This is a genomic window from Arthrobacter sp. Rue61a, from assembly GCF_000294695.2.
Lineage (GTDB): Bacteria > Actinomycetota > Actinomycetes > Actinomycetales > Micrococcaceae > Arthrobacter > Arthrobacter aurescens_A.
In genome coordinates this window covers 2,328,232-2,350,494 of record NC_018531.1, presented here as the reverse complement: position 1 = coordinate 2,350,494, position 22,263 = coordinate 2,328,232, and the positions used below count along the sequence as shown (strand labels likewise).

The following is a 22,263-nucleotide window of genomic DNA, read 5'->3' as shown; positions in this document are numbered from 1 at the left end:
TCCTGTCAAAGGTTTGTACTGACATATTTACAACATGACACAGAGCGCAATTACTTGCGGGGCACGGCCAGTTCTCCCGTGACATATTGGCTTCGCCCAAAACCAAATGACCAGTCACCTGGCGAGTTCTCCACGTAGCCCACAAAGACGTCCTCGCCCGCGATCCCCACGTCCGCGAGTCGGCCTGCAATAGCTTCGAAAAGGGAGCTCTTGGCCTCTTGGCTGCGGCCACCCTGAGTGAAAATCTGGATCATGACAACGGCGGAACTGCGCTCAAAACCTAAACCTGCATCCTGGGCGACAATCTGACCCTGTGGGTGTTCGGTGAGGATATGGAAGTAGTCCCGCTCCGGGATTCCATACTCCGCGAGGATGGCATCGTGGATCGTGCGGCTAAGGGCGGCCAGCTCCTCTGGCGAGCGGCCCTGGTTAACGTCGATACGAATAAGCGGCATATCTACTCTCCTAAGTTTGTCCTGTCATACTAACAAAGCAAATCCTAGGAACTCAAGACCGCCCGGCCGCGCGGACGGGCAGGGGCAACCGGTACACAGCACTGCGCGGGTCTATGGTTGAGGAAGCAGCTACTGTGCGGCTGTCTTGCAAAACAAACGAGTGGTGGTCGTTGGTGCAGCCGAGCCATCACAAAAGAGCTCTGAAGAACCATGTTTGAGCAGATGGCGGCGAGGTACGGTACCCACGGCGATCTCTGTGCCGCTTTCCTCCAGGAACTTCCCCTTGATGGTGCAGCCATTTCCGTCTTCGGCGGTTCTGCGGCCGAAACCTTGATGTGTGCCTCGGACGCTACGGCTGCACGGCTCGATGAGCTTCAGTACGATCTCGGGGACGGACCGCGGTGGGATGTATTCCGCACGCACCTGCCCGTGATGATCCCTGACCTCGGTGCCCCAGGAGTCCGCTCATGGCCCGCATTCGCCGAAGCTGCAGCCATGACGAATGCGCAAGCCTTCCTTGTTTTCCCGTTGCTTGCCGGTGGGCTGGTCCTAGGCGTGGCAGAACTCTACTGCAATGCGCCGCGCGTCCTCAGCCCCGCCCAGGTCAACGGGGCCACCCGGCTTGCCAGCCGAACGGCCTGGACTCTACTGCGCGGATTGATGCCCGGCAGCGAATCCGACTCGGCGGGCGTCCCGCTGGCCCGGCGGGAAATCCACCAGGCAACCGGTATGGTGCTGGTCCAGACCGATAGCACCGCTGCAGAAGCGTTGCAGTTGCTGCGCGGCCATGCCTTCGCCAGCGGACGCTCGCTGCAGGACACTGCCTCAGACGTCGTCAGCCGACGGCTGGATTTCACCCCGACGACGGGCGCCGCCGGTACCGATTCACAGTAAAATGCAGAGATGGTCATGAAGAGCAGGGCCGAGCGTCTCAGCGATACGTTCGTGAAGCTTACCGACACCCTCGTTGCCGATTACGACGTCCTGGACCTATTGCACACCCTCGTGGAGGACGCCGTTGATTTACTCGACGCAGCCCAAGCCGGCCTGCTGCTCTCCGACGCCGACGGGATCCTACAACTACTTGCCTCCACCAGCGAGCAAAGCCAACTCGTGGAACTGCTGCAGCTCGAAGCCGGAGCCGGCCCGTGCGTGGAGTGCTACCACACCGGCTCGGTTATCACTGTGGATGACATCAGCGCTTTGGGAGAGCGCTGGCCGGCATTCCAGCGGATTGCCTTGGACATGGGCTTCAGGTCAGTGCACGCTGTGCCCATGCGTGTCCACACGCGGGTTATAGGCGCGATGGGTCTGTTCGGCTCGCAACCCGGCGCCCTGACACCCGAAGACGCCTCGATCGCCCAGGCCATGGCCGATGTTGCGACCATCAGCCTCCTCCAAGAACGCACCATCAGGGAAGCAGGCGTCCTCAACGAACAGCTCCAGCGCGCCTTGACCACCCGAGTGCTCATCGAGCAAGCCAAAGGTGTCATCGCGCAAACCAAAAACCTCGACATGGACAGTGCCTTCAACGTGCTGCGCGCACACGCCCGCTCCTCCCGGCAAAATCTCCGCGACGTCGCCGAAAGCATCGTCAAACGCACCTTGATGATCTAGTGCTTTTCCGGGCGCCCGCCTGCAAGGGATTGCCTGGCAGAGTCCTTTTCCTATGGACTCGCGGTGCCCTTCGTGCCTACGCTGGTGTTGTTGCCCCAGACCTCGGCAGCGCATGTTCAGCGCATACGAGGAGGCAACATCTTGTCGCTCATCGACCAGCCCCCACCAGTGGTGCCCACGCTCACGCCGCCACCCCAACAGGCACGTTCCGGAATCCGGATCAACAAAGTTACCAGCAGCTACGCAGGCCTTTTGACGTCAGTCAAGGAAGCTGGACTGCTTGAGCGGTGCCGACGAGATTACCTCCTGCTCTTGACACTCCTGGTCCTCGCCGGCGCGGGTGTCTTGGTGGCGTTCTTCTTTGTGGGCGATTCTTGGCTCCAGCTTGTGGTCGCTGCCGCACTCGGTATTGTGTTCACGCAGTTCGCTTTGTTCGGCCACGAAGCAGCACACCAACAGGTATTCACCTCCCGGGCCGCCAACGAGTGGGCTGCACGGCTAATCGCCACACTGATGGTGGGCATGAGCTACGCCTACTGGACCGACAAACACTCAAGGCATCATGCCCGGCCGAATGTAGTCAACCGGGATCCGGACATCGCCCCCGGCGCCATTGTCTTCCACAACGAGGTGCCAACCAACCGTGGACGATTCTCACGTGCATATGGGAAACGGCAGGGGTATCTCCTTTTCCCGCTGCTGTTGTTCCTCGGATGGACGCTACACATCGACTCGCTGAAGTACTTGCTGAAGCGCGGGCCCGTGAAGTTCCGCTGGCTCGAGCTTGGCCTGCTTGGGGTGCGCTTCGGGACCTACATCGGTCTGCTGTTCCTGGTGTTGTCCCCTGGCATCGCCGTGGCCTTCATCGGGGTTCAGGTCGCCGTCTTCGGGCTGTACATGGGCGGAACCTTTGCGCCGAATCACAAAGGCATGCCGATACTGCCCGCAGACAGTCGTGCCGACTTCTTATCCCGGCAGGTGCTCACCTCCCGCAATATCACCGGTGGCGGGTTCGTAACGTTCCTCATGGGAGGGCTCAACTACCAGATTGAACACCACCTATTTCCGGACATGCCCCGCCGGCATCTTCGCGAAGCCAGCCAGCTGGTCAAAGCCCACTGTGTTCGCACCGGCATCCCCTACACCGAGACCTCACTGTTGCGCTCCTATTCCATCGTGATCCGCTACCTCAACACCGTCGGCCTCGCGGCGGCAGACCCGTTCACCTGCCCCCTCGCCGGTCAACACCGGCCGTAAGGGAAGCCAACCGGGAGAGAGTTCCACCCTGGCTGCTTGCTAAAGCGCCGCCCTGATCTTTTTCAAGTGCAGCCCCCGGCACGGGATGGCCGCCGAAACCAGATCTTGGCTGTGCTGGTGCTGCGGATCTGCAAAGAACTTGTCCGTGTCCGTGAGCTCCACAAGGCACCCTTGGTACAGGACCGCAACCCGCTGGCACATGTGCCTCACCACGTCCATGTCATGGGTGATGATCATCAAAGTCAGCCCGCGGTCCCTGTGCAGGCGCTGCAACAGTTCAAGGATGGTCCGCTGGGTCACCGCGTCCAAAGCTGACGTCGCTTCGTCACAGATCAGGACCTCGGGTTCCAACAGCAACGCCCGGGCTATGGTCATCCGCTGCAACTGACCTCCGGAGCATTGCCCCGGACGCCGATCCAGAATATCGGGATCAAGCTCGACTTCCTCCATCGCTGCCGTGAGCTTACGGGACCGTTCAACTGCGGTGAGATCATTCCGCGACCTGAGCGGCGCCGCAAGGCTGGCCCGGAGGGTCATGCGGGGGTCGAAGGAATCGTGGGGCTCCTGGAACACCAGCTGCACAGCTGTTGGGCCTGCACCATCCGCGTCGAGAGTCCTGGTGATGCTTCCGCTGCTGATGCCTTCCAGCCCAACAATGGCACGAGCGAGGGTACTCTTACCCGATCCCGATTGACCCAGGACACCAAGGATTTCGCCGTGGTGTACGTTCAGCGAGATCGAGTCCAAGGCGGGCCGCCCGCGGCGTTTGCCGGATCCGAAATGCTTGACCACAGTGTTCAGTGTCAGGGCGTTGCGCTGGCGGGTGGGGGCACCCGCGATTCCGGTGGGCGCCAGGTTGGACGCTTCAAGGAGCTTGCGCGTGTAGGCGGTCTTGGGACTGCCCAGGACCGCTTCGGTGGTGCCGGATTCAACGATCACGCCGGAATCCATCACCAGCACCCTGTCCGCAAATGCGGCCACCGAGGCTAGGTTATGTGTGATGTAGAGGATTCCGAGGCCGCGCTGGATCCGTTGCCTGTCCAGCAGCTCCAGGATTTGTTGCTCCAGCACCTTGTCCAGGGCGGACGTCGGCTCGTCGGCCAGAAGGATCCCGGGCTCGGCTGCCAAGGCCATGGCAGTCATCGCCCGCTGCGCCATGCCACCGGAAAGCTGGTGCGGGTATGAGCGCATACCCCGCTGCGGATCCTCGAAGCCCACGTCGGCCAGCAATTCGAGCACCTTGGCTTTTGCTGCCTGGCCGCGTAGCCCGGAGTGCAGTTTAAGTGGTTCCCTGAGATGGGCGCCGATTGTTTTGCTGGGATTGAACATCTTTTTTGGCTGCTGGAACAGCATCCCCAGCTGCCCGCCACGGATGCGGTTCAGCTCTGTTTCCGAGGCTCGGGTTATGTCCAACGAGCCGAGCCGGATGGAGCCAGACTCAATCCTCAGCTGCTGAGGCAGTAACCGCAGGACCGACCGTGCGGTGATGGTCTTCCCCGAACCGGAGCCGCCCACGAGCGCCACAAACTCGCCGGGCTTCACCGTCAAGCTGACACCGGCGAGGATCGGATGCCCTGTGCCTTCGCCGTGGACTGTCAGATCCTCAACAACCAGCTCAGGCATGCTGGCCCTCCTCCACAAGGACGTCCACAGGGTCAGAGGCCCGGCGGGATGCGCGTTGGCCGATCAGCGTCACGCAGAGGGCCACCACAAAAACGGCGAGTCCGGGGGCGACAATCCCCCACGGCGCTCTTTCTGCGTACGGTTGCGCCGCTGCCAGCATGGAACCCCAGTCCGATTGCGGCGGTTGAACGCCGAGTCCAAGGTATGACAGTGCTCCGACCGCGATCAGGAGCTGACCGAAGCGCAGCGTTGCCTGACCCACCATAGGTGCGGCCAAATGCGGGAGGATGTGGCGGAAAATAATGAACCACGGCGAACAGCCCACCACCCGCGCCGCTTCAACAAAACCTCGTGCCGAAACGTCATAGGCCAGCGTTCGGGCAAGCCGTGCAAATGGCGTCCAGCCTGTTACGGTCAGTGCCACCAGCAGCGAGGTGAAGCCAGTGCCCATGGCAGCGACGATGAAAAGCGCCACCACCATCTCCGGAAGTGCCAGCAGGACGTCGTTGGTGCGGGTGAAAAACTCATCCAGCCAGCCCTTGCGGCGGGCGCTAAGAACACCGACAACCAAACCGATGACTCCGGTCAGCACTGTGGCCAGTGCGGCAACCACCAGGGAGAAGCGACCGCCGTCGAGCAAGCGGCTCAGCGTGTCCCGCCCGAGGTGGTCCGTTCCCAGCCAATGCGCAGCGCCGGGTGGCTGAAGTCGTGCGGCGAGGTTCTGATCGTCCGGAGGAAACGGCGCCAACCAAGGCGCAGCGGCCACGGCAGCGACAATCAGAACGAGTATTACGACGGCGGCAGCGTCGATCGCTGAACGGTTACGCAAGGGCTCCACTCACCTTCGGGCTAAGGATCCGGTGCAGGAAATCGGCGAGAGTGGTGATGGCGACAGCCAGTGCCACTACAACCACCACGCCGCCCTGGGCCAACGGTATGTCGCTGTTGATAACGGCGTCGTAGAGAAGCCTTCCCATGCCGGGAATGGCGAAGATCACCTCCACAATGACCGAGCCCCCCAGCAGGCCCGCGAACCACACCGCGAACAGAGTGGACAACGGGACCAGGCCGTTGGGCACAACGTGCCGCAGGATTGTCTGGACGTGGCTCAGTCCCCGGGCTCGCGCGGCGGAAATGTGTTCGGCTTCGAGGGCATCGATCATTCCTGACCGCACGGCAGACGTGAAGAAGCTAATGGGCCGCAATGCCAGTGTTGCCGCAGGGAGGACGATGGACGATGCCGTGTTCCACCCTGCGGAAGGCAGCAAGGACAACTTGAGGGCGAACACGAGCACCAACAGCGGGGCCAACCAGTATTCAGGCATGGCGATGAAGGACTGCGTGACCGTGGTGATCAACTTGTCCGTCTTACTTCCTTGTTTCAGCGCCGCAACAATCCCCAAGGGCAGCGACACCAGCACTGCGGTGCCCAAGGCCACGAACACCAGGCTCAGGGTGATGCCCAAAGCGGGTAGTACCTGGTCAACTACCGGCGTCCTGCTGATATGGGACAAGCCCATATCCCCGGTGAAGAAGTCCCCCAGCCAGCGCAGGTACTGGACGGGAAGAGGATCGTTGAGTCCCAGACTCTCGCCCAAGGCCCGAACGGTGGCGTCGTCCACTATGTCCCCGGCGACGCGGGAGCGGATGATCTTCCGGACAGGATCGCCCGGGGTGACGTAGGGAATCAGGAAGACAGCGAAAGACGACAGCAGGACGGCGGCCACGAGGGTCGCCGTCCGCTTCGCAAGGAAAGTGATCATGCGGGTTTGTCTGGTGGTCTCAGTTCGTTGCTAGGAGCCGGACTTGGCCGTTTGTGCGGTCAGGACGTAACGGGACAGCGGATCCTGGACGTAGGACATGACGTTGCTGCGAATGGCATCGGTGGCCTGTTCATTGACGAGCCAGAGGTTGACTGCCTGGTCATTCAGGAGCTGACCGGCTTTGGCATACAGCTTGTAGCGTTCCTCACTGTTGGAGGTGCGGGCTGCTTGGGTGATGATCGAGTCGTACTCTTCGTCGCAGAAGTGGCTGAGGTTGTACGTGCCCTTGCACGTATAGTCTGCCGTCAGGAATCCGATGGGATCGGCAATGTCGATGAGCCGGTTTCGCTGGCTCAGGATCATGTCGTAGTTCCCCGCCAGAACGTCGGGTTCAGCGGAGGCGTATTCCTTGGCCTGGATAACAACGGGCACACCGATGTTCTTGAGGTTGTCCTGGACCACGGTTGCGACGTCGGCGAACTCTGCACGTTCAACAATCGCGATGATTTCCAAGGGCTTGTCCGGCGTGTATCCGGCAGCGGCAAGAAGCTTCTTCGCTTCTTCAACGTTCTGTTTTGGTGAGCTTGCATCGCTAGCGGCCCATGGTTCGGAAGGCGCATAGGGTCCGGCTGCCGGAAGCGCAGCGCCTTCGTACACGCTGGCGGCCAGGGCTTCAAGGTCCAGTGCCGAGCGGAGGGCTTTGCGGAAATCGACGTTGTTGAAAGGGGCCCGGCCGTTATTCATGTACAGCGTGGCCGTACGCGGTGAGTCTGCCTTCAGCACAGAGACTTCGGGGGCGTTTTCGAGCGTGGACAAGGCGGAGGCCGGGATGGAGAGGGAAATGTCAGCCTCGCCGGTTTGGACTTGTGCCGCGCGCGTCGCGCCGTTGGTGATGAAACGGACCTCAGCCCCTGCGAGCTGCACCTCGCCGCCCCAGTAGTTTTCATTGCGGTCCAGAGTCAGGGACTGCTTCGCTTTCTCCGATACAGGAGTGAACGGACCGGTGCAGTGACCGAAGGGATCAACGGTGGCGCCGGCATACGCGGCCGGGGCAAGAACGCCGGTGTTGACGCTCGCAAGGCGGAACGGCACCAAGGGGTTCTCCACGGGCGTGGTCACGCGAACGGTCTTTGCATCGATTGCCTGGACACCGCTGACAACGCTTGGGCTGAACGCCCTGGCAGGCACCTTGGCCTTGAGGACGTGGTTGAGTGAGCCGGCCACGGCCTCTGCGGTGAGTTCGGTACCGTCCTGGAATTTCACGCCTTCACGGAGGGTGAAGTCCCATTCCAGCGGTGAGGTCTGCTTCCATTCCGTTGCCAGGAAGGGAACAACTTTGCCTTGGGCGGAATCGTACTTGGTGAGGGTTTCCAAGCAGCCGGAGAGTGACAGGATGTAGGCGGCGTCCGACTCGGGGGCCCAGTTGGCAACGGGTGCCCGGAAATTGTCCACGACGATGCGCTCATTGGTATCCGCCACCTGCTCGGTGGAACCGGGCTGGCCTCCGCTGAGGCCACAACCGGAAAGAGTGAGGAGGGCTGCCAACCCGAGGGCTGCCGTGTAACGGCTGGGAGTGCGCAAAAGGAACCGCCTGCTATGTATGCCCGAACGGGTGGGCATGGGGAAAGTGAAGACTATTAGGTTAGCCTTACCTCCTGCTTCCAGAAAATTGACGCTCCGAAGTGCCGTAATAATGTGCTCAGGTTCACGGGCGTCCAATCCGGGTGACAGGGATCAGGAAGCGGGAACGAACCCGAGCCTTTTGTCCACGACGTTCTGCAGCGGTTCATCCCGGCTGAACCGCCAGAGGTTCTCCACGAACAGCTTCCCAAGATCGTCCAGGTAACCTTCGGTGTCGCCGCTCATGTGAGGGGTAAGGATGACGTTGTCCATGCCCCACAGCGGGTGCTCCGCAGGAAGTGGTTCCGGATGGACCACGTCCAGCGCCGCGCCGGCAATGGAACCTGAGCGAAGCGCGTCTACCAGTGAGTCGGTGCGGACCAGCTCCCCGCGCCCCACATTAAGGAGGTGGGCCGTGGGCTTCATGGCTGAAAGCACGTCGGCGTCCACCAAGCCTTTGGTGTCGTCGGTCAGGGGCGCGGCCAGCACAATGTAGTCGAAGTCGCCAACCACCAAGGCCAGGTCCTTGGACGAATAGATCTCCTCAAAGTACTCATCCCCTGGCCGGCTGCTGCGCCCGGCACCGCTAACGCGCAAGCCAACGGCACGGAACAGGGAGGCGATTTCCTGACCAATGGACCCGGTACCCACCACCAAGGCGCGCTGTCCCTGAATTTTTCGCGTGACGCGGTGCTGCCAGCGCTGCTGCTGCTGAAGCTTGAACGAGCCCTGTGAGTCTTTGGCGATGTCCAGGACGAAGCCCAGCGTGAATTCGGCTATGGCACGGCTCAGGACTCCCCGGGAGTTCGTGTAGACCACATCACTGTGGATGAGCTCGTCGAACAGGAGCTGGCTCACGCCCGCTGCTGTTACGTGGACCCACTTCAGCGATGAAGCTGCAGCCCAGTTCTCCCGCAGCGCGGGCGAGAAGGAATGCCATTGGTAGAGAACATCCGCACCATCCATTGCCTTAGCGAGACCGTCAGCCTTGGTCAGGCGGACTTCGGCCAGGTCCGCGATTTCGTTCAATCCGGGCGGCAGGGCCTCCCGGTACAGGACAGCGACGATGGGCCGCTTGCCTTCGGCATTCGTCATGCTGACGACGCCGCTGCTGCCGCTGGCGTGGGATCGCTGGGTTCAGCCTTGCCCACAGCCTCCAAGACGTCAATGGCAGCCAGGACGGCCGCTGTGAACTCAGAGGTCGACGACGGTCCTCCAACGTCGCGGGTACCCAAACCCTCTCGCAACACGGACTCGAAAGCCAACTGCAGATGCTCTGCGGCTGCGGGGTGGCCCAGGTGCTGGAGCATCATTGCTCCGGACCAGATCTGTCCCACCGGGTTTGCCAGTCCCTTCCCTGCAATGTCCGGGGCAGATCCGTGCACCGGCTCAAAGAGGGATGGGAAATCACCGTTGGGATTCAGGTTCGCGCTGGGAGCCACACCGATGGAACCGGTGACGGAGCTGCCCAGGTCCGAGAGGATGTCGCCCAGCAGGTTCGAGGCAACGATGACGTCCAAGGTCCAAGGTTTGAGGACCAGATGCGCAGCCAAGGCATCCACCAGTTCGCTGGTGAGTGTCACGTCGGGGTAAAGGCGGGTGGTTTCTTCCACTACCTCGTCCCAGAAGGGCATGGTGTGGATGATGCCGTTGCTCTTGGTGGCCGAGGTCAGGTGCCCCCTCCTCGACGACGCGAGGGAGGCGGCGAAGTGTGCGGCACGCGATACTCCCCGGCGGGTGAAGATGGTTTCCTGGACAGCTGTTTCGTGCGGCAGTCCGCGGTACATCCGGCCGCCGACCTCCGAGTACTCCCCTTCGTTGTTCTCCCGCACGATCAGAATGTCGATCGGTTCCTTGGACGCCAGCGGCGACTTGACGCCGTCGAGCGTTTTTACCGGCCGCAGGTTGATGTACTGCTGGAATTCGCGGCGAATGGGAATCAGGAGGCCCCACAGAGATTCAGCGTCCGGAACCTCCGGGGAGCCCACGGCGCCCAGGAAAATGGCATCGTGCTGCGCCAGCTGTTCCAGCCCGTCCAGCGGCATCATGCGGCCGTGCTGCGCGTAGTAGTCGGATCCCCAGTCGAAGTGCGTGAACTGCAGGTTGATGGAGTGGATCTCAGCGATTCGCTCAAGGGTTTGGATGGCCGCAGGGACCACTTCCTTGCCGATACCGTCGCCGGCGATAACCGCGATTTTATGGGTAGTCATGATGCATTCCGTTCTGAGGTGCCCGTCAGCTGCTGCCAGCGGGTGGCGGGCTCCGCCAGTTTGATAATGGTGCTCTTGGGCTCGGTCATTTCGCGGACTGCGTGCTTGACGCCTTCACGGCCAACGCCGGACTTCTTAAACCCGCCGAACGGCATGGAATCGATCCGGACGTCGCTGGTCTCGTTGATGACCACCGCCCCCACATGCAGCTTGTCGGCAATTGCCAGGGCCAGGTCAATGGATTCGGTGAAGACACCAGCCTGAAGTCCGTAGTCGGAGGCGTTGGCCGCATGGATGGCGTCAGTGATCTGGATAAAGGGCATGATGCTGACCACCGGCCCAAACACTTCTTCGCTGATGACCAAGGCCTCGGCGGGCACGTCCGTGAGCACGGTGGGCTGGTAGAAGGCCCCGTGGCGCTGGCCACCCACGTGGACGGTGCCGCCAAGCCCTTTGGCCTCCTCCACCCATTCCTCCACGCGGCGGGCTTCGGTTTCAGTGATGAGGGGTCCGACGTCCGTGGTGCGATCGAACTTGGCCCCGACATGGAGTGCCCGCGTTCCAGCTACCACCTGTTCGAGGACTTGATCGAACAGGGAGATGTGAACGTAGACCCGCTGCACGGACAGGCAGTTTTGGCCTGCCACTCCGAATGCGCCGGCCACGATCGTCTCGGCCGCGGCGTCGGCGTCAGCGTCCGCGCAGACGATCGTTGCATTGTTGCCGCCCAGCTCAGAGAGGATCTTCTTTGCTCCCGCGGCGGCAGCGATACGGTCGGCAGTCTTCGGTCCACCCGTAAAGGAGATGAGGTCCACTTGGGCGTCGGTCACGATCGCCTCCGAAACACCCGGTCCCGAGACGATTGCGGCAAGGCGACCTGCCGGGACGCCCGCTTCAAGTAACAGTTCGATGAAGGCAAGGCCCGTGAGTGGCGTGCGTCCCGAGGGTTTAAGGACGACGCCGTTGCCTCCGATCAGCGCCGGACCCAACTTGTGTGCCACAAGGTTCAGGGGATCGTTGAAGGGCGTGATGGCCGCAATGATTCCTACAGGTTTGCGGTTGTACCAGCCAATCTTGTTGGCCCCGGCCATGCTGTCTTCAAAGGCAAGAGTCTCTCCAACAAGTTCGCTCGAGGCGGCAGCGGATAGCCGCAACGTCTCTGCGCAACGACGCACTTCGCGTTCAGCTTCGGTGATGGTCTTGCTGCTTTCCGCGGCAATGATCTCCGCGAACCGCACGGCCTTGTCCACGAGCAGCACTGCAGCCCGTTCCAAAGCCTCCCTGCGGTCCCGCAGGACCCAATCGTCTTCCTGGAGGTGGTGGTGTATGAAAGCAACTGCACGGCGCACATCTTGAGGAGTGGAGGAACACACAGTTCCCAACAGAACGCCGTCTTCGGGATCCCTGACTTCGAGGATCCTGTCAGCCGTCTCCCAACGGCCTTCCAGGAACGCACCTCCTGGCAGGGCGGCGATACTTGCCCGTCTGTAGGCCGTCTCCTGCCCTGTTTTCGGGCGCGCTTCAGCGACTTTGGATAATGAACTCATGTGATCCTTTGCCCTGCCTATTTGATGCGGTCGATGATCTTCGCGGCTCCGCCAATAAAAGGCAGGAACCATGGGGGGCCGAAGTGGCCGGGTACAGGCGGGTTCTTCAGGTCTTCCCACACGTTCGCCTGCTTGTCCCCCGCCATGTAGTGGGCCATCCTCTTGCCCATGTGTGCAGCCATCTGAACACCATGCCCGCTGTAGCAAAGGGAGTAGAACAGGCCATCATGCTGGCCGGCATGGACCATCTGGTCCATGGAGAGGTCCACCAGGCCACCCCAGATGTAGTCCACCTTGACGTTGGACAGATAGGGAAAGAGTTCGGTCATGGCCTTGTGCAGGATCTCCGCACTCTTGACATCCGAATCCGGGCTGGACAGCGCAAAGCGTGCGCGGCCGCCGAACAACAACCTGTTGTCCGGCGTGATGCGGAAGTAGTACGTCAGCATCTTGCTGTCAGAGGCTTGGCGCCTGTTGGGCAGGATGCGGTTCACGACCTCTTCGGACAGAGGCTCGGTGCAGATGATGAAGCTGCCCACAGGAATCACGCGACGCTGCAGCCACGGGGTGACGTTGCCGGTGTAGCCGCTGGTGGCCACCAGGACTTGCTTGGCCCGGGTAATTCCACGGGTGGTGTGAACATCGTGCACTGTGCCCGAGACCTTGTTCAGCTCGGTGACCGATGCGTTTTCGCAGATGGCTGCGCCGTTGTCCGCTGCCACCTTCGCCAGCCCGTGCACGAACTTGCCCACGTGCAGGCCGGCGCCCAGCGGATCCATCATGGCACCCTGGTAGAAGTCGGTGCCGATTTCGCTGTGGATTTCGGACTTGGGAATGACCTTTACCTGGTGGTCAACCAGGTTGGCGAGCAGCTCCTGCGACTTCAGGAAGCCGTCGTAGTGGGACTTGTGGAACGCGAGGGAGAGCTTGCCGAAGCGCTTGAAGTCGCAGTCAATGCCGTTGTCGTGCACCAGCTTCTCGATGGTTTCAATGGCGTCGTTGTATTCGCGGAACATCTCAACGGCACGGGGAGCCCCGTAGCGCTTGACTGCCGTACTGAACCCAATGGCCAAACCAGTGGTAGCCATGCCCCCGTTGCGGCCTGACGCACCCCAACCAACAGTGTGGCGTTCGAAGACAGCAACAGTGGCGCCTTGCTTGGCAAATTCAAGTGCTGCGGACAGCCCGGTAAAGCCCGCGCCGATAATCGCGACATCTACGTTCTCCGGGACTGGAGTGCGGCGGTAGTCGCCGGATGGCTCTGCAGTGTCGAGCCAGTAAGGAACAAGTTTCACGGTTGGCCTTTCGCCTCGTGGTCGTTTTAGAGACCGAGGTGCTTGTTGATCTCGTCCAGGGATTTAGCGGTGTTGAGGCCGTAGCCCTCGCCAATGGGGTCATAGCCGCGGTCCAGCATCCAGAGGTTCCGGAAACCCAGGTCGTGCATGGGATGCATGTCGTAGCGAGTGTGGGAGGAGATGTGCAGGAAGTCCTCGGGCTTGGCATTCAGCGTGTCCAGCATGTACTCGAAGGCCTGGTACCGGGGCTTGTACGCCTGGGCTTGCTCGGCGGTGAGGACTGAATGGAAGTTTGCGCCGAGCTTGGGAATGCTGATGTCCAGGAAGCTGGTGTCCGCGTTGGATAGAGCCACGAGTTGGTAGTTGTCGCCCATGAGCTTCAGCGGGGCCGGCACGTCGTCGTGGGCAACCCAACCGCGGACAGCATCAGCAAATGCTGCACCTGCCCCTTCAGTCGGTCCAATTCCCCAACGCTTGCACACACGATCAAAGGAATCCTGGAGGATCTGCTCATACGGCTTGTAATCCCCCAGTACTTCGTCAAAGCGGTATCCGCGGAACTGCTTCTTGAAGGTGGGCCACTGCTCTTCAGAGATTCGGCCATCGAGCAAACGCCGCGTAGTGGGATCGATGTCGAAGTTGATGAGTGTGCCGTAGATATCAAAGGAGATGTACTTCGGCCGGGAATTGGTCTCTGCCATGTCAAGTCCGTTTCTTTTCGGGATATGGAGGCGGGCGGGCCGCGTGTAAGGGTGTCGAGTGAAGCGGATGCACCCGTAAAAAACTGCCGGGCAGTCCGGGAGCTTCTCGACCGCTGACTCGACTCTAGGGTGCCAAATTGTAAATTGTCAACAGTTTTCGGCGCCTAGTTAGAACGATTCTCAACGAAGGGATATGTTCAAAAAAGTTTCTGTCAATTGTTGACAATCTACTGTTGAGGGGGTTGCATTGCAGTAGATGACGGAGAGATCCGGATCACATTACTACCAAGACCTTCTCCCCTCCCCACCGCCCGACTCCCTCGAAGGGAAGCACCATGAAGATTCGAACCAAGGCGCAAACCGCAGCTGCCGGACTTGCCGTACTGCTGGCACTGAGCGCTTGTGGAGGCACCGCGAACAGCGATTCCGCCGACAACAGCAAGACTGCCAACACCACCGACATTTCCGAGGGCGTCCAGCCGGATTCAGCTGCTGTTGCCCTGTTGCCGCAGTCCATCAAGGACAAGGGCGAGCTCACGGTTGCCATGGACCTGCACTACCCTCCCACCACCTTCCTGGCTGAGGATAATACGACTCCGATTGGCCTCAACCCGGATATCGCCAGGCTCATTGCGAAGAAGCTTGACCTGAAGTTGAAGTTCGTGGACACGAAGTTCGACACGATTGTTCCCGGCCTCGATGGCGGCCGCTTCGATTTCACTGCCACCACCATGTCCAAAACTGAGGAACGCCTTAAGGTCCTGGACATGATCGACTACTTCAAAGCCGGCAACTCCGTGGCGGTGGCCGCTGGCAATCCACTTAAGCTCACCGTTGAGACCCTGTGCGGTAAGAACATCGCGGTGACGCAAGGATCAACCGGTCAGCTTAAGCGTCTCCCCGCCCTCAGCGAGCAGAGCTGCACGTCCAAGGGACAGCCGGCCATCAACGGCGTGACACTGCCCAACATCCAGGACGCGCTGACCCAGCTGCACTCCAAGCGCATCGACGGAATTCTGTACGACACAACTGCACTCGGGTGGGCCGAGAAGCAGCAGCCGGGCTCCTTCGAACTCGTGGGTCGCGTCGACGTCGGCACCAGCGACCTGACCGCAATCGGCTTGAAGAAGGGCTCACCTCTGACGCCGGCCTTCCAGACGGCTCTCCAGTCCGTCCTTCAGACCCCGGAGTATAAGGAGTCCCTCGAGAACTGGGGCTTGGACTCGGGAGCCATCACCGACGCCAAGCTGAACTAGTGGGTGCCCCGATGAAGCAAGTGACTATGGAAAGAAGCAATGTGATGAGCGGGTTGGATTCGGCATTGAAGCCGCGCCTGAAGCGGCGCAGCACGTTCGAGTACGTCTCCTGGGTGGTCTGCATCCTGGTCGGTGTCGGCGTCCTGAGTTCGGTCGCGACCAACCCGAACTTCAAATGGGACGTCGTAGCGAAATACTTCACCCACGAATCCATCCTCCGCGGACTCATGCTCACCATCTTCCTCACCGTAGCAAGCATGGCCCTGGGCACCCTCCTCGGACTGGGCCTGGCCATCATGCGGGCTTCGACCATCAAACCCATCGCCGCCCTCGCCGGGGTCTACATCACGATCTTCCGCGGCACCCCGGTCCTGGTCCAACTGATCTTCTGGTTCAACATCTCCGCCCTCTACCCGAACCTGAGCATCGGGATCCCGTTCACCGACATCGGCACCGCGATCGACACCAACGCCCTCATGGGACCCATCACCGCAGCCCTGATCGGCCTGACCCTGAACGAAGCGGCCTACATGGCCGAAATCATCCGCGGCGGATTCTCCTCAGTGGGCAAAGGCCAGATCGAAGCCGCCGATTCCCTGGGCATGAGCGGGGCCACGAAAATGCGCAAAGTCATCATCCCCCAAGCCATGCCCTCCATCATCCCCGCCACCGGCAACCAAGTCATCGGCATGTTCAAAGGCACCTCCCTGGTCTCCGTCCTCGGAGTCGCCGAACTACTCCAAAGCGCCCAACTCATCTACGCCCGCACCTACGAAACCATCCCTCTGCTCATCGTCGCCAGCCTCTGGTACCTCGTGATGACCATGCTCCTGAGCTACCCCCAATCAAAACTCGAACAAAAATACTCCCACACCTCCGCCCGGGTCCCCCGCAAAGCCCGCAAAGTGACACTCACCGCACCGGAAGGCATCGCACGATGAACGCTGACGGCACCATCCACGCCCAAAAAATCCGCAAATCCTTCGGACCCAAAACAGTCCTTAAAAACGTCGACCTCGACATCGCCAGCGGAGAAATCTGCTGCATCATCGGCCCCTCCGGCTCCGGAAAATCCACCCTCCTACGCTGCATCAACGGCCTCGAAACCATCGACTCCGGCATCCTCAAAGTCAACGGCGAAGACTTCGGCTACTACGAAACCGACACCGCCTACCACGCCCTACCCCCCAAGAAACTGGCCCAACAACGCACCCGCGTCGGCATGGTCTTCCAATCGTTCAACCTCTTCCCCAACATGACCGCCCGCGACAACGTCATGGCAGGACCCGTCCTGGTCAAACACGCCGACAAAAAACAATCAGCCAAACACGCACAAGAACTCCTCGCCAGCGTCGGCCTCGAAGCCTTCGGAGACCGCTACCCCGCCGAACTCTCCGGCGGCCAACAACAACGCGTCGCCATCGCCCGCTCACTGGCCATGAACCCCGAAATCATCCTCTTCGACGAACCCACCTCCGCCCTGGACCCCGAAAAAGTCGGCGAAGTCCTCAACGTCATGCAAGACCTCGCCAAAAAAGGCATGACCATGGTCGTCGTCACCCACGAAATGGGCTTCGCACGCGAAGTAGCCGACACCCTCATCTTCATGGACGACGGCAACGTCGTAGAACGCGGCGACGCCCGCGAAATCCTCACCAACCCCAAAGAACCCCGCACCCAAACCTTCCTCAAACAGGTCCTCTAACCATGGACGGAAAACTCGCAATCATCGGTCTGGGCAGCATAGGCAGCATGGCCCTCTGGCAAGCCTCCCGGCTCACCGACGCCGTGGTGGGATTCGAAGCGCACTCCCCTGCCCACGCACGCAGCGCCGCAGGCGGAGACACCCGGCTCTTCCGCGTGATCTACCGAGGCAACCCGGCCTACTACCCACTCCTGGAACGTTCCCGCGGGCTCTGGGCAGAACTCGAAGCGGAGACCGGACAAGACATCCTCACCCGTTGCGGGGGACTCTCCATCGGTACCAGTGACGGACCGTACCTCCGCAGCCTGCTCGAAACGACACGAATCACCGGCGCCGCCCACCAGATCCTCAGCCGTGAGGAAATGGCCGGCCGCTACCCCCAGCACAACCTCCGCTCCGACGATATCGCCGTCTACGACCCCAACGCCGGCGCCCTGCGAACCGATCGCGCCATCACCGCGGCCATCACCGCGGCGGAAACCAACGGTGCATCGGTCAAGACCAACACTCCGATTGACAGCATCACTGAAACTGACGACGGCGTCGTTATCACGTCCGGCGCAAACTCCTGGACCTTCGAACGAGTCATCGTTGCCTCGGGCGCCTGGTCCAAACAACTCATGCCCGAATACCTCAAAGCCCACACCGAAACCAAGCGGATCTTCCTCTCATGGTTCGTTGCCCGCGAAGCAGAACAATTCTCACCGGAAAAATTTCCGATCTTCATCAGGATTTCGGGAAATCGCTCCATGTATGGGGCCCCCGCAGTGGACGGCGTAACCGTCAAAGCCACTCTTGATGGTCGCGGGGCACCAACTCCCGCTGCCGACTCCGTGCCCCGTGATCTCAGCACAGCGGAGATCACGGAAACCATAGAGACAGTTTCGGAGTTCTTCCCGGGCTTGATTCCCAGCATCGTGCGCTCGGATGCGTTCCCGGACCTCTTCACCTCCGATTCGCAGCCCTTGATGGGTTTCCTCGGCAAATCCGCCAGGGTCTACTCTGCAACCGGATTCTCCGGAGCCGGCTTCAAAATGGCCTCCGGCTACGGGGAAATTGCAGCCAACGAAGCGCTCGGCAAGCGCTGGTTCGACGGTCTGGACTTCCTGCGGCCCCAGCGGTTCCAAGAACCCTGACAAGTTCCGCGTGAGCAGCGGGAATAACGCTCGATTCGACAATTGTTGACAATCTACAGTTTCTAAGAAAGTATGAAGCCATGGCAACACTTAGCCCCATCCTGAAGCAGGCAACCCCCGTGGTTGTCGACCACGCGGCCGGTAGCTGGATCCACGCGACCGACGGCAAGAAATACCTGGATTTCACCACCGGGATTGGTGTCACCAGCACCGGCCACTGCCACCCCGATGTTGTGGCCGCCGCCCGCGAACAGGTCGGCAAGATTGTCCATGCCCAATACACCACCGTGATGCACAAGCCGCTGTTGGAGCTCACTGAACTGCTGGGAACTGTGTTGCCGCAAGGTTTGGATAGCGTTTTTTACGCAACATCCGGCTCTGAGGCCGTAGAAGCCTCCATCCGCTTGGCCCGCATGGCCACCGGCAGGCCCAACATCATCTCCTTCCAGGGCGGGTTCCACGGCAGGACCGTCGCCGCGGCCTCCCTCACCACAGCTGGAACAAAGTTCCGTTCAGGGTTTTCTCCCATCATGGGTGGCGTGCACGTAGCCCCGTTCCCGCACTGGTACCGGTATGGCTGGGACGAAGCCACCGCCGTCGAATTCGCGCTGAAGGAACTGGACCACCTCCTCCTGACCATCAGTGCGCCCAGTGACACAGCCGGCTTCATCATCGAACCCGTCCTCGGTGACGGCGGCTACATCCCCACCCCCATAGCCTTCCTCCAAGGCCTGCGTGAACGAGCAGACAAACACGGCATCGTGCTAATCCTTGACGAAGTCCAGGCCGGCGTTGGCCGCACCGGTAAGTTCTGGGGCCACGACTGGGCCGGAATCCTGCCTGACGTAGTGATCACCGCCAAGGGCCTCGCCAGTGGCTTCCCCATCTCGGCAATCGCCGCCTCCGCAGAGCTGATGGGCAAAGCCTGGCCAGGCTCCCAAGGCGGAACCTACGGAGGGAACGCCGTCGCGGCAGCAGCCGGAGTGGCCACTCTTGGTGTCATCAAGCGCGAAAATCTCGTGGAAAACGCTCTACTCCGCGGCGACGAACTAAGGACAGGGCTGGAAGCGCTACAAACCGAGTTCACCGAAATCGGTAACGTCCGCGGCCGGGGCCTAATGCAGGGCGTCGAATTCACCACTGCGGACAAGTGCCCGGACGCGGCAACTGCCCTGGCCGTCCAACAGGCTGCCATCAAGGAAGAGCTCCTTCTCCTTACCTGTGGGCCGCACGGCAACGTCATCCGGCTCATCCCCGCGCTGAACGTCAGCAGAGACGAGATCCAAGTTGGCCTGTCCAGGTTCTCGCAGGCGCTCAAGTCAGCCACCTCCTAGTCTTCACGATCACTGAAAGAGCCACCATGACCCCCTCATTCGATCCCAGTTCACTGCAGACAGACCTGTTCATCGACGGACGCTGGCGGCAGGCCACCAACGGCGCCACTTTTGAAGTGGAAAACCCCGCCACGAACGAAGTCATCGCCCACGTCGCCGACGGCAGCCCCGAGGATGCCGCCCTGGCCATCGAGGCCGCCGGACGCGCCCAGGCAGCCTGGGGAAAATCCACGCCCCGGGAACGCGCAGACATTCTCCGCCGCGCGTACGACCTCGTCATTGCCAATACGGAGCGATTGGCAGCCATCATGACCGCCGAGATGGGCAAACCATTCATGGAGGCAAAGGGCGAAGTGGCCTATGGCGCCGATATGCTCCGCTGGTTCTCCGAAGAGGCAGTACGGATCGGCGGAGACAACGCCAGCTCCGTAGACGGCAACACGCGTATCCTCATCACCAAGGAACCGGTTGGTCCCTCCGTGCTGGTGACGCCATGGAACTTCCCGCTCGCCATGGGCGCGCGGAAGATCGCACCGGCAGTTGCTGCCGGTTGCACCATGGTGTTCAAGCCCGCCGAGCTGACGCCCCTGACGTCGTTGGCCCTCGTTGCGATCTTCAAGGAAGCAGGACTTCCCGACGGCGTACTGAACGTTGTGACGACGTCGAGCGCCTCCAGCGTGGTCAGGACCTGGACGGACAGCGGGATTGCGCGCAAGATCAGCTTCACGGGTTCCACGGAAGTGGGAAAGATCCTCCTGCGCCAGGCTGCTGACAACGTCATGCGGTCCTCCATGGAACTCGGCGGAAACGCCCCCTTCATCGTGCTGGCCGATGCGGACATCGAGAAGGCCGTGGATGGAGCCATGAAAGCCAAGATGCGGAACATGGGCGAGGCCTGCACGGCCGCCAACCGCTTCTTCGTCCACCGCTCCGTAGTGGAAGACTTTGGCGAGAAGTTCTCCAAAAAGATGTCAGAATTGCAGGTAGGCAATGGCGCTTCGGCAGGGACCGACGTCGGACCCCTGATTGAACAGAAGGGCCTGGAAAAAGTCGAAAGCCTGGTCGCGGACGCCGTATCCAAGGGCGCACGTATCCTAACCGGCGGCAGCCGTCCGGAAGGGCCTGGCTACTTCTACTCCCCCACCGTCCTTGTGGACGTACCCAGGGACGCAGCGTTGATGTCCACGGAAATCTTCGGCCCTGTAGCTGCCATTACACCGTTTGACAGCGAAGACGAAGTCGTACGCCTGGCCAACGATACTGAATGGGGCCTGGTGGGGTACGTCTTCACGGAGAGCATGGACAAGGCCATGCGGTTCTCCGCGGATCTGGAAGTGGGAATGGTTGGGCTGAACACCGGCTTGGTATCCAATCCCGCCGCGCCGTTCGGTGGCGTCAAACAGTCCGGGTTGGGACGCGAAGGCGGGAAAATTGGGATTGAAGAGTTTTTGGAATACAAGTACACCGCAGTAGCGGTCTAATAAATTCAAATTGCCGAAGCATGGAATGAGGGGATGTCAATGGCGGCACCGGAGGGAATGTTCGTTTTGGAGGGCCGGCCCACGGCGCAACTGATAGCTGACCAATTGCGGGAGCTTATTGTCCAGGGAGCTTTCAGGCCTGGACAACAAGTCAACGAATCGGCACTGGCCAGTCAGCTCAGCACGTCCAGGGGCCCACTCCGCGAAGCTCTGCAACGGCTGTGTCAGGAAGGCATCCTGGTGAGCAAGCGCAACCGCGGCGTCTTCGTGCTGGAACTCTCCCCGGATGACGTCAGGGAGATATATGCAGTCCGTGAAGCTGTGGAACTGGCCGCCGCCAACACGATTCTGGGTTCCGAGGCGGATCAGGTCGCTGACACGTGCCGGGAACTTAAGGGCATCATCCGAAGTATGGCCAAACAGGTCGCGGCGTCGGACTGGCAGGCCATTGCCCGGCTGGATATGCAGTTCCACACTGCGTTTGTTTCCGGAACAGGGAACACGCGCCTGATCCGGATATACGAGACCCTTGCTGCGGAATCCAGGATGTGTATCCTCAGTTTGGAGGTGGCCTACCCACGTATCGATGCGTTGGTGCAGGAACACCAAATGATTCTGGATCTGCTCGAAGCGCGCGATCAGAGCGGCCTGCAGAATGCCATCAAACGTCACATGCAGAAAGCCGTGGAGGACCTTACTTCCGAGCCTGAAGTAAGCGGGATAACCGCCTAGGCATCGTCGAATTTCCGAATGGAGGGAGGGGCCCGGTTCATTGAACCGGGCCCCTCCCTCCATTCATTGACCTTGGATATTAGACCTGGGGAAGGTCGGCCACTACCCACATCTTCCTCATTGTTTCGTGGATGGTCCACGTTCCCGTCCAACCGGCCGGCGTGACGAACAACGAGCCGGGGCCGACTTCGAAGCTGGTTCCATCCTCTTCGGTGATGGTCGCCGTGCCACTGAGGATTTGGCAGATCTCGTCATATCCGGGCCTGGTGCTCGTGGACACACCGGGCGTTGCCTCCCAGATGCCCGTCTTGAGTCCTTCCCGTGCCCAAAGGCGGAGGGACACTTCGGTCTGACCTGGTGTGCCCGATGTGGGCTTCGGAAGGTGTTCGCCAGGGTTCTCGGTGTTCGCGTTTTTCATAACAGTTGCCTTGACCATTGATTTCTCCTCCTGGGGCCTTAGCCCCTCGCGTGAATGTGCCCGCCATCTTTGGAACGCACAGAAATAATCCTAGCAATTGTCAACAATCGACG

At 60.9% G+C, this 22,263-nt stretch carries 21 protein-coding genes; 10 read left to right on the top strand and 11 right to left on the bottom strand.

The genetic code is table 11. The features are described 5' to 3' along the window. Positions 1-50 precede the first annotated feature (50 nt). Complete coding sequence (locus ARUE_RS10660) at positions 51-455, bottom strand: tautomerase family protein (RefSeq protein WP_011774665.1); 405 nt, start codon at positions 453-455, stop codon at positions 51-53. A 210-nt stretch (positions 456-665) separates the two neighbouring features. Between ARUE_RS10660 and ARUE_RS10655 the strand changes: the two genes are divergently transcribed. The 3 genes from ARUE_RS10655 (at position 666) to ARUE_RS10645 (ending at position 3,329) form a co-directional block, all read left to right on the top strand. Further along, positions 666-1,349, top strand: a complete 684-nt coding sequence (locus tag ARUE_RS10655) for a GAF and ANTAR domain-containing protein (RefSeq protein ID WP_014921790.1) — start codon at positions 666-668, stop codon at positions 1,347-1,349. A 9-nt stretch (positions 1,350-1,358) separates the two neighbouring features. Next, entirely contained in the window at positions 1,359-2,072 is a 714-nt protein-coding gene (locus ARUE_RS10650) for a GAF and ANTAR domain-containing protein (RefSeq protein WP_014921789.1), read from the top strand. A gap of 63 nt (positions 2,073-2,135) precedes the next feature. Continuing rightward, positions 2,136-3,329, top strand: a complete 1,194-nt coding sequence (locus ARUE_RS10645) for a fatty acid desaturase family protein (RefSeq protein WP_014921788.1) — start codon at positions 2,136-2,138, stop codon at positions 3,327-3,329. A gap of 39 nt (positions 3,330-3,368) precedes the next feature. Here ARUE_RS10645 and ARUE_RS10640 read toward each other — a convergent pair whose 3' ends face one another. The 9 genes from ARUE_RS10640 to ARUE_RS10600 form a co-directional block, all read right to left on the bottom strand. Further along, a complete protein-coding gene (locus tag ARUE_RS10640; RefSeq protein ID WP_014921787.1) occupies positions 3,369-4,952 on the bottom strand; it encodes an ATP-binding cassette domain-containing protein in 1,584 nt (527 codons plus the stop codon). Further along, positions 4,945-5,790 (bottom strand): ABC transporter permease, encoded by an 846-nt coding sequence (locus ARUE_RS10635; protein ID WP_014921786.1) that lies wholly within the window; start codon positions 5,788-5,790, stop codon positions 4,945-4,947. Before ARUE_RS10635 ends, ARUE_RS10640 begins: the two co-directional genes overlap by 8 nt. Next, a complete protein-coding gene (locus ARUE_RS10630) occupies positions 5,774-6,715 on the bottom strand; it encodes an ABC transporter permease (protein WP_014921785.1) in 942 nt (313 codons plus the stop codon). The genes ARUE_RS10635 and ARUE_RS10630 overlap by 17 nt, the downstream gene beginning before the upstream one ends. 30 nt (positions 6,716-6,745) lie before the next feature. Beyond that, positions 6,746-8,335, bottom strand: coding sequence for an ABC transporter substrate-binding protein (locus ARUE_RS10625; protein WP_014921784.1), 1,590 nt, complete (start codon positions 8,333-8,335; stop codon positions 6,746-6,748). A 114-nt stretch (positions 8,336-8,449) separates the two neighbouring features. Then, a complete protein-coding gene (locus tag ARUE_RS10620) occupies positions 8,450-9,430 on the bottom strand; it encodes a D-2-hydroxyacid dehydrogenase (protein WP_014921783.1) in 981 nt (326 codons plus the stop codon). Then, positions 9,427-10,545, bottom strand: a complete 1,119-nt coding sequence (locus ARUE_RS10615; RefSeq protein ID WP_014921782.1) for a tartrate dehydrogenase — start codon at positions 10,543-10,545, stop codon at positions 9,427-9,429. Before ARUE_RS10615 ends, ARUE_RS10620 begins: the two co-directional genes overlap by 4 nt. After that, a complete protein-coding gene (locus ARUE_RS10610; RefSeq protein WP_014921781.1) occupies positions 10,542-12,092 on the bottom strand; it encodes an aldehyde dehydrogenase family protein in 1,551 nt (516 codons plus the stop codon). Before ARUE_RS10610 ends, ARUE_RS10615 begins: the two co-directional genes overlap by 4 nt. Positions 12,093-12,109: 17 nt before the next feature. Beyond that, the gene (locus ARUE_RS10605) at positions 12,110-13,387 is read right to left on the bottom strand and encodes an NAD(P)/FAD-dependent oxidoreductase (protein ID WP_014921780.1); all 1,278 of its coding nucleotides are present in this window, start codon (positions 13,385-13,387) and stop codon (positions 12,110-12,112) included. Between the two features lie 26 nt (positions 13,388-13,413). Beyond that, on the bottom strand, positions 13,414-14,088 hold the full coding sequence (locus tag ARUE_RS10600; protein WP_014921779.1) for a haloacid dehalogenase type II: 675 nt from the start codon (positions 14,086-14,088) through the stop codon (positions 13,414-13,416). Between the two features lie 335 nt (positions 14,089-14,423). Between ARUE_RS10600 and ARUE_RS10595 the strand changes: the two genes are divergently transcribed. The 7 genes from ARUE_RS10595 to ARUE_RS10565 all read left to right on the top strand — a co-directional run bounded on the left by ARUE_RS10595 (position 14,424) and on the right by ARUE_RS10565 (position 21,732). Continuing rightward, complete coding sequence (locus ARUE_RS10595; RefSeq protein WP_014921778.1) at positions 14,424-15,344, top strand: ABC transporter substrate-binding protein; 921 nt, start codon at positions 14,424-14,426, stop codon at positions 15,342-15,344. A gap of 44 nt (positions 15,345-15,388) precedes the next feature. Further along, a complete protein-coding gene (locus tag ARUE_RS10590) occupies positions 15,389-16,285 on the top strand; it encodes an amino acid ABC transporter permease (protein ID WP_043470208.1) in 897 nt (298 codons plus the stop codon). Next, entirely contained in the window at positions 16,282-17,049 is a 768-nt protein-coding gene (locus ARUE_RS10585; RefSeq protein WP_014921776.1) for an amino acid ABC transporter ATP-binding protein, read from the top strand. Before ARUE_RS10590 ends, ARUE_RS10585 begins: the two co-directional genes overlap by 4 nt. Positions 17,050-17,051: 2 nt before the next feature. Next, the gene (solA, locus tag ARUE_RS10580) at positions 17,052-18,185 is read left to right on the top strand and encodes an N-methyl-L-tryptophan oxidase (protein ID WP_014921775.1); all 1,134 of its coding nucleotides are present in this window, start codon (positions 17,052-17,054) and stop codon (positions 18,183-18,185) included. An 80-nt stretch (positions 18,186-18,265) separates the two neighbouring features. Then, positions 18,266-19,519 (top strand): aspartate aminotransferase family protein, encoded by a 1,254-nt coding sequence (locus ARUE_RS10575; protein WP_014921774.1) that lies wholly within the window; start codon positions 18,266-18,268, stop codon positions 19,517-19,519. A gap of 26 nt (positions 19,520-19,545) precedes the next feature. Continuing rightward, positions 19,546-21,000 carry an NAD-dependent succinate-semialdehyde dehydrogenase gene (locus ARUE_RS10570; protein WP_014921773.1) on the top strand — a complete coding sequence of 485 codons (1,455 nt, stop codon included), beginning with the start codon at positions 19,546-19,548 and terminating at the stop codon, positions 20,998-21,000. A gap of 33 nt (positions 21,001-21,033) precedes the next feature. Beyond that, positions 21,034-21,732 carry a GntR family transcriptional regulator gene (locus tag ARUE_RS10565; protein WP_081589136.1) on the top strand — a complete coding sequence of 233 codons (699 nt, stop codon included), beginning with the start codon at positions 21,034-21,036 and terminating at the stop codon, positions 21,730-21,732. A 79-nt stretch (positions 21,733-21,811) separates the two neighbouring features. Here the strand turns inward: ARUE_RS10565 and ARUE_RS10560 are convergent, their stop codons facing one another. After that, positions 21,812-22,150, bottom strand: a complete 339-nt coding sequence (locus ARUE_RS10560; RefSeq protein ID WP_286140372.1) for a cupin domain-containing protein — start codon at positions 22,148-22,150, stop codon at positions 21,812-21,814. Positions 22,151-22,263: the final 113 nt, after the last annotated feature.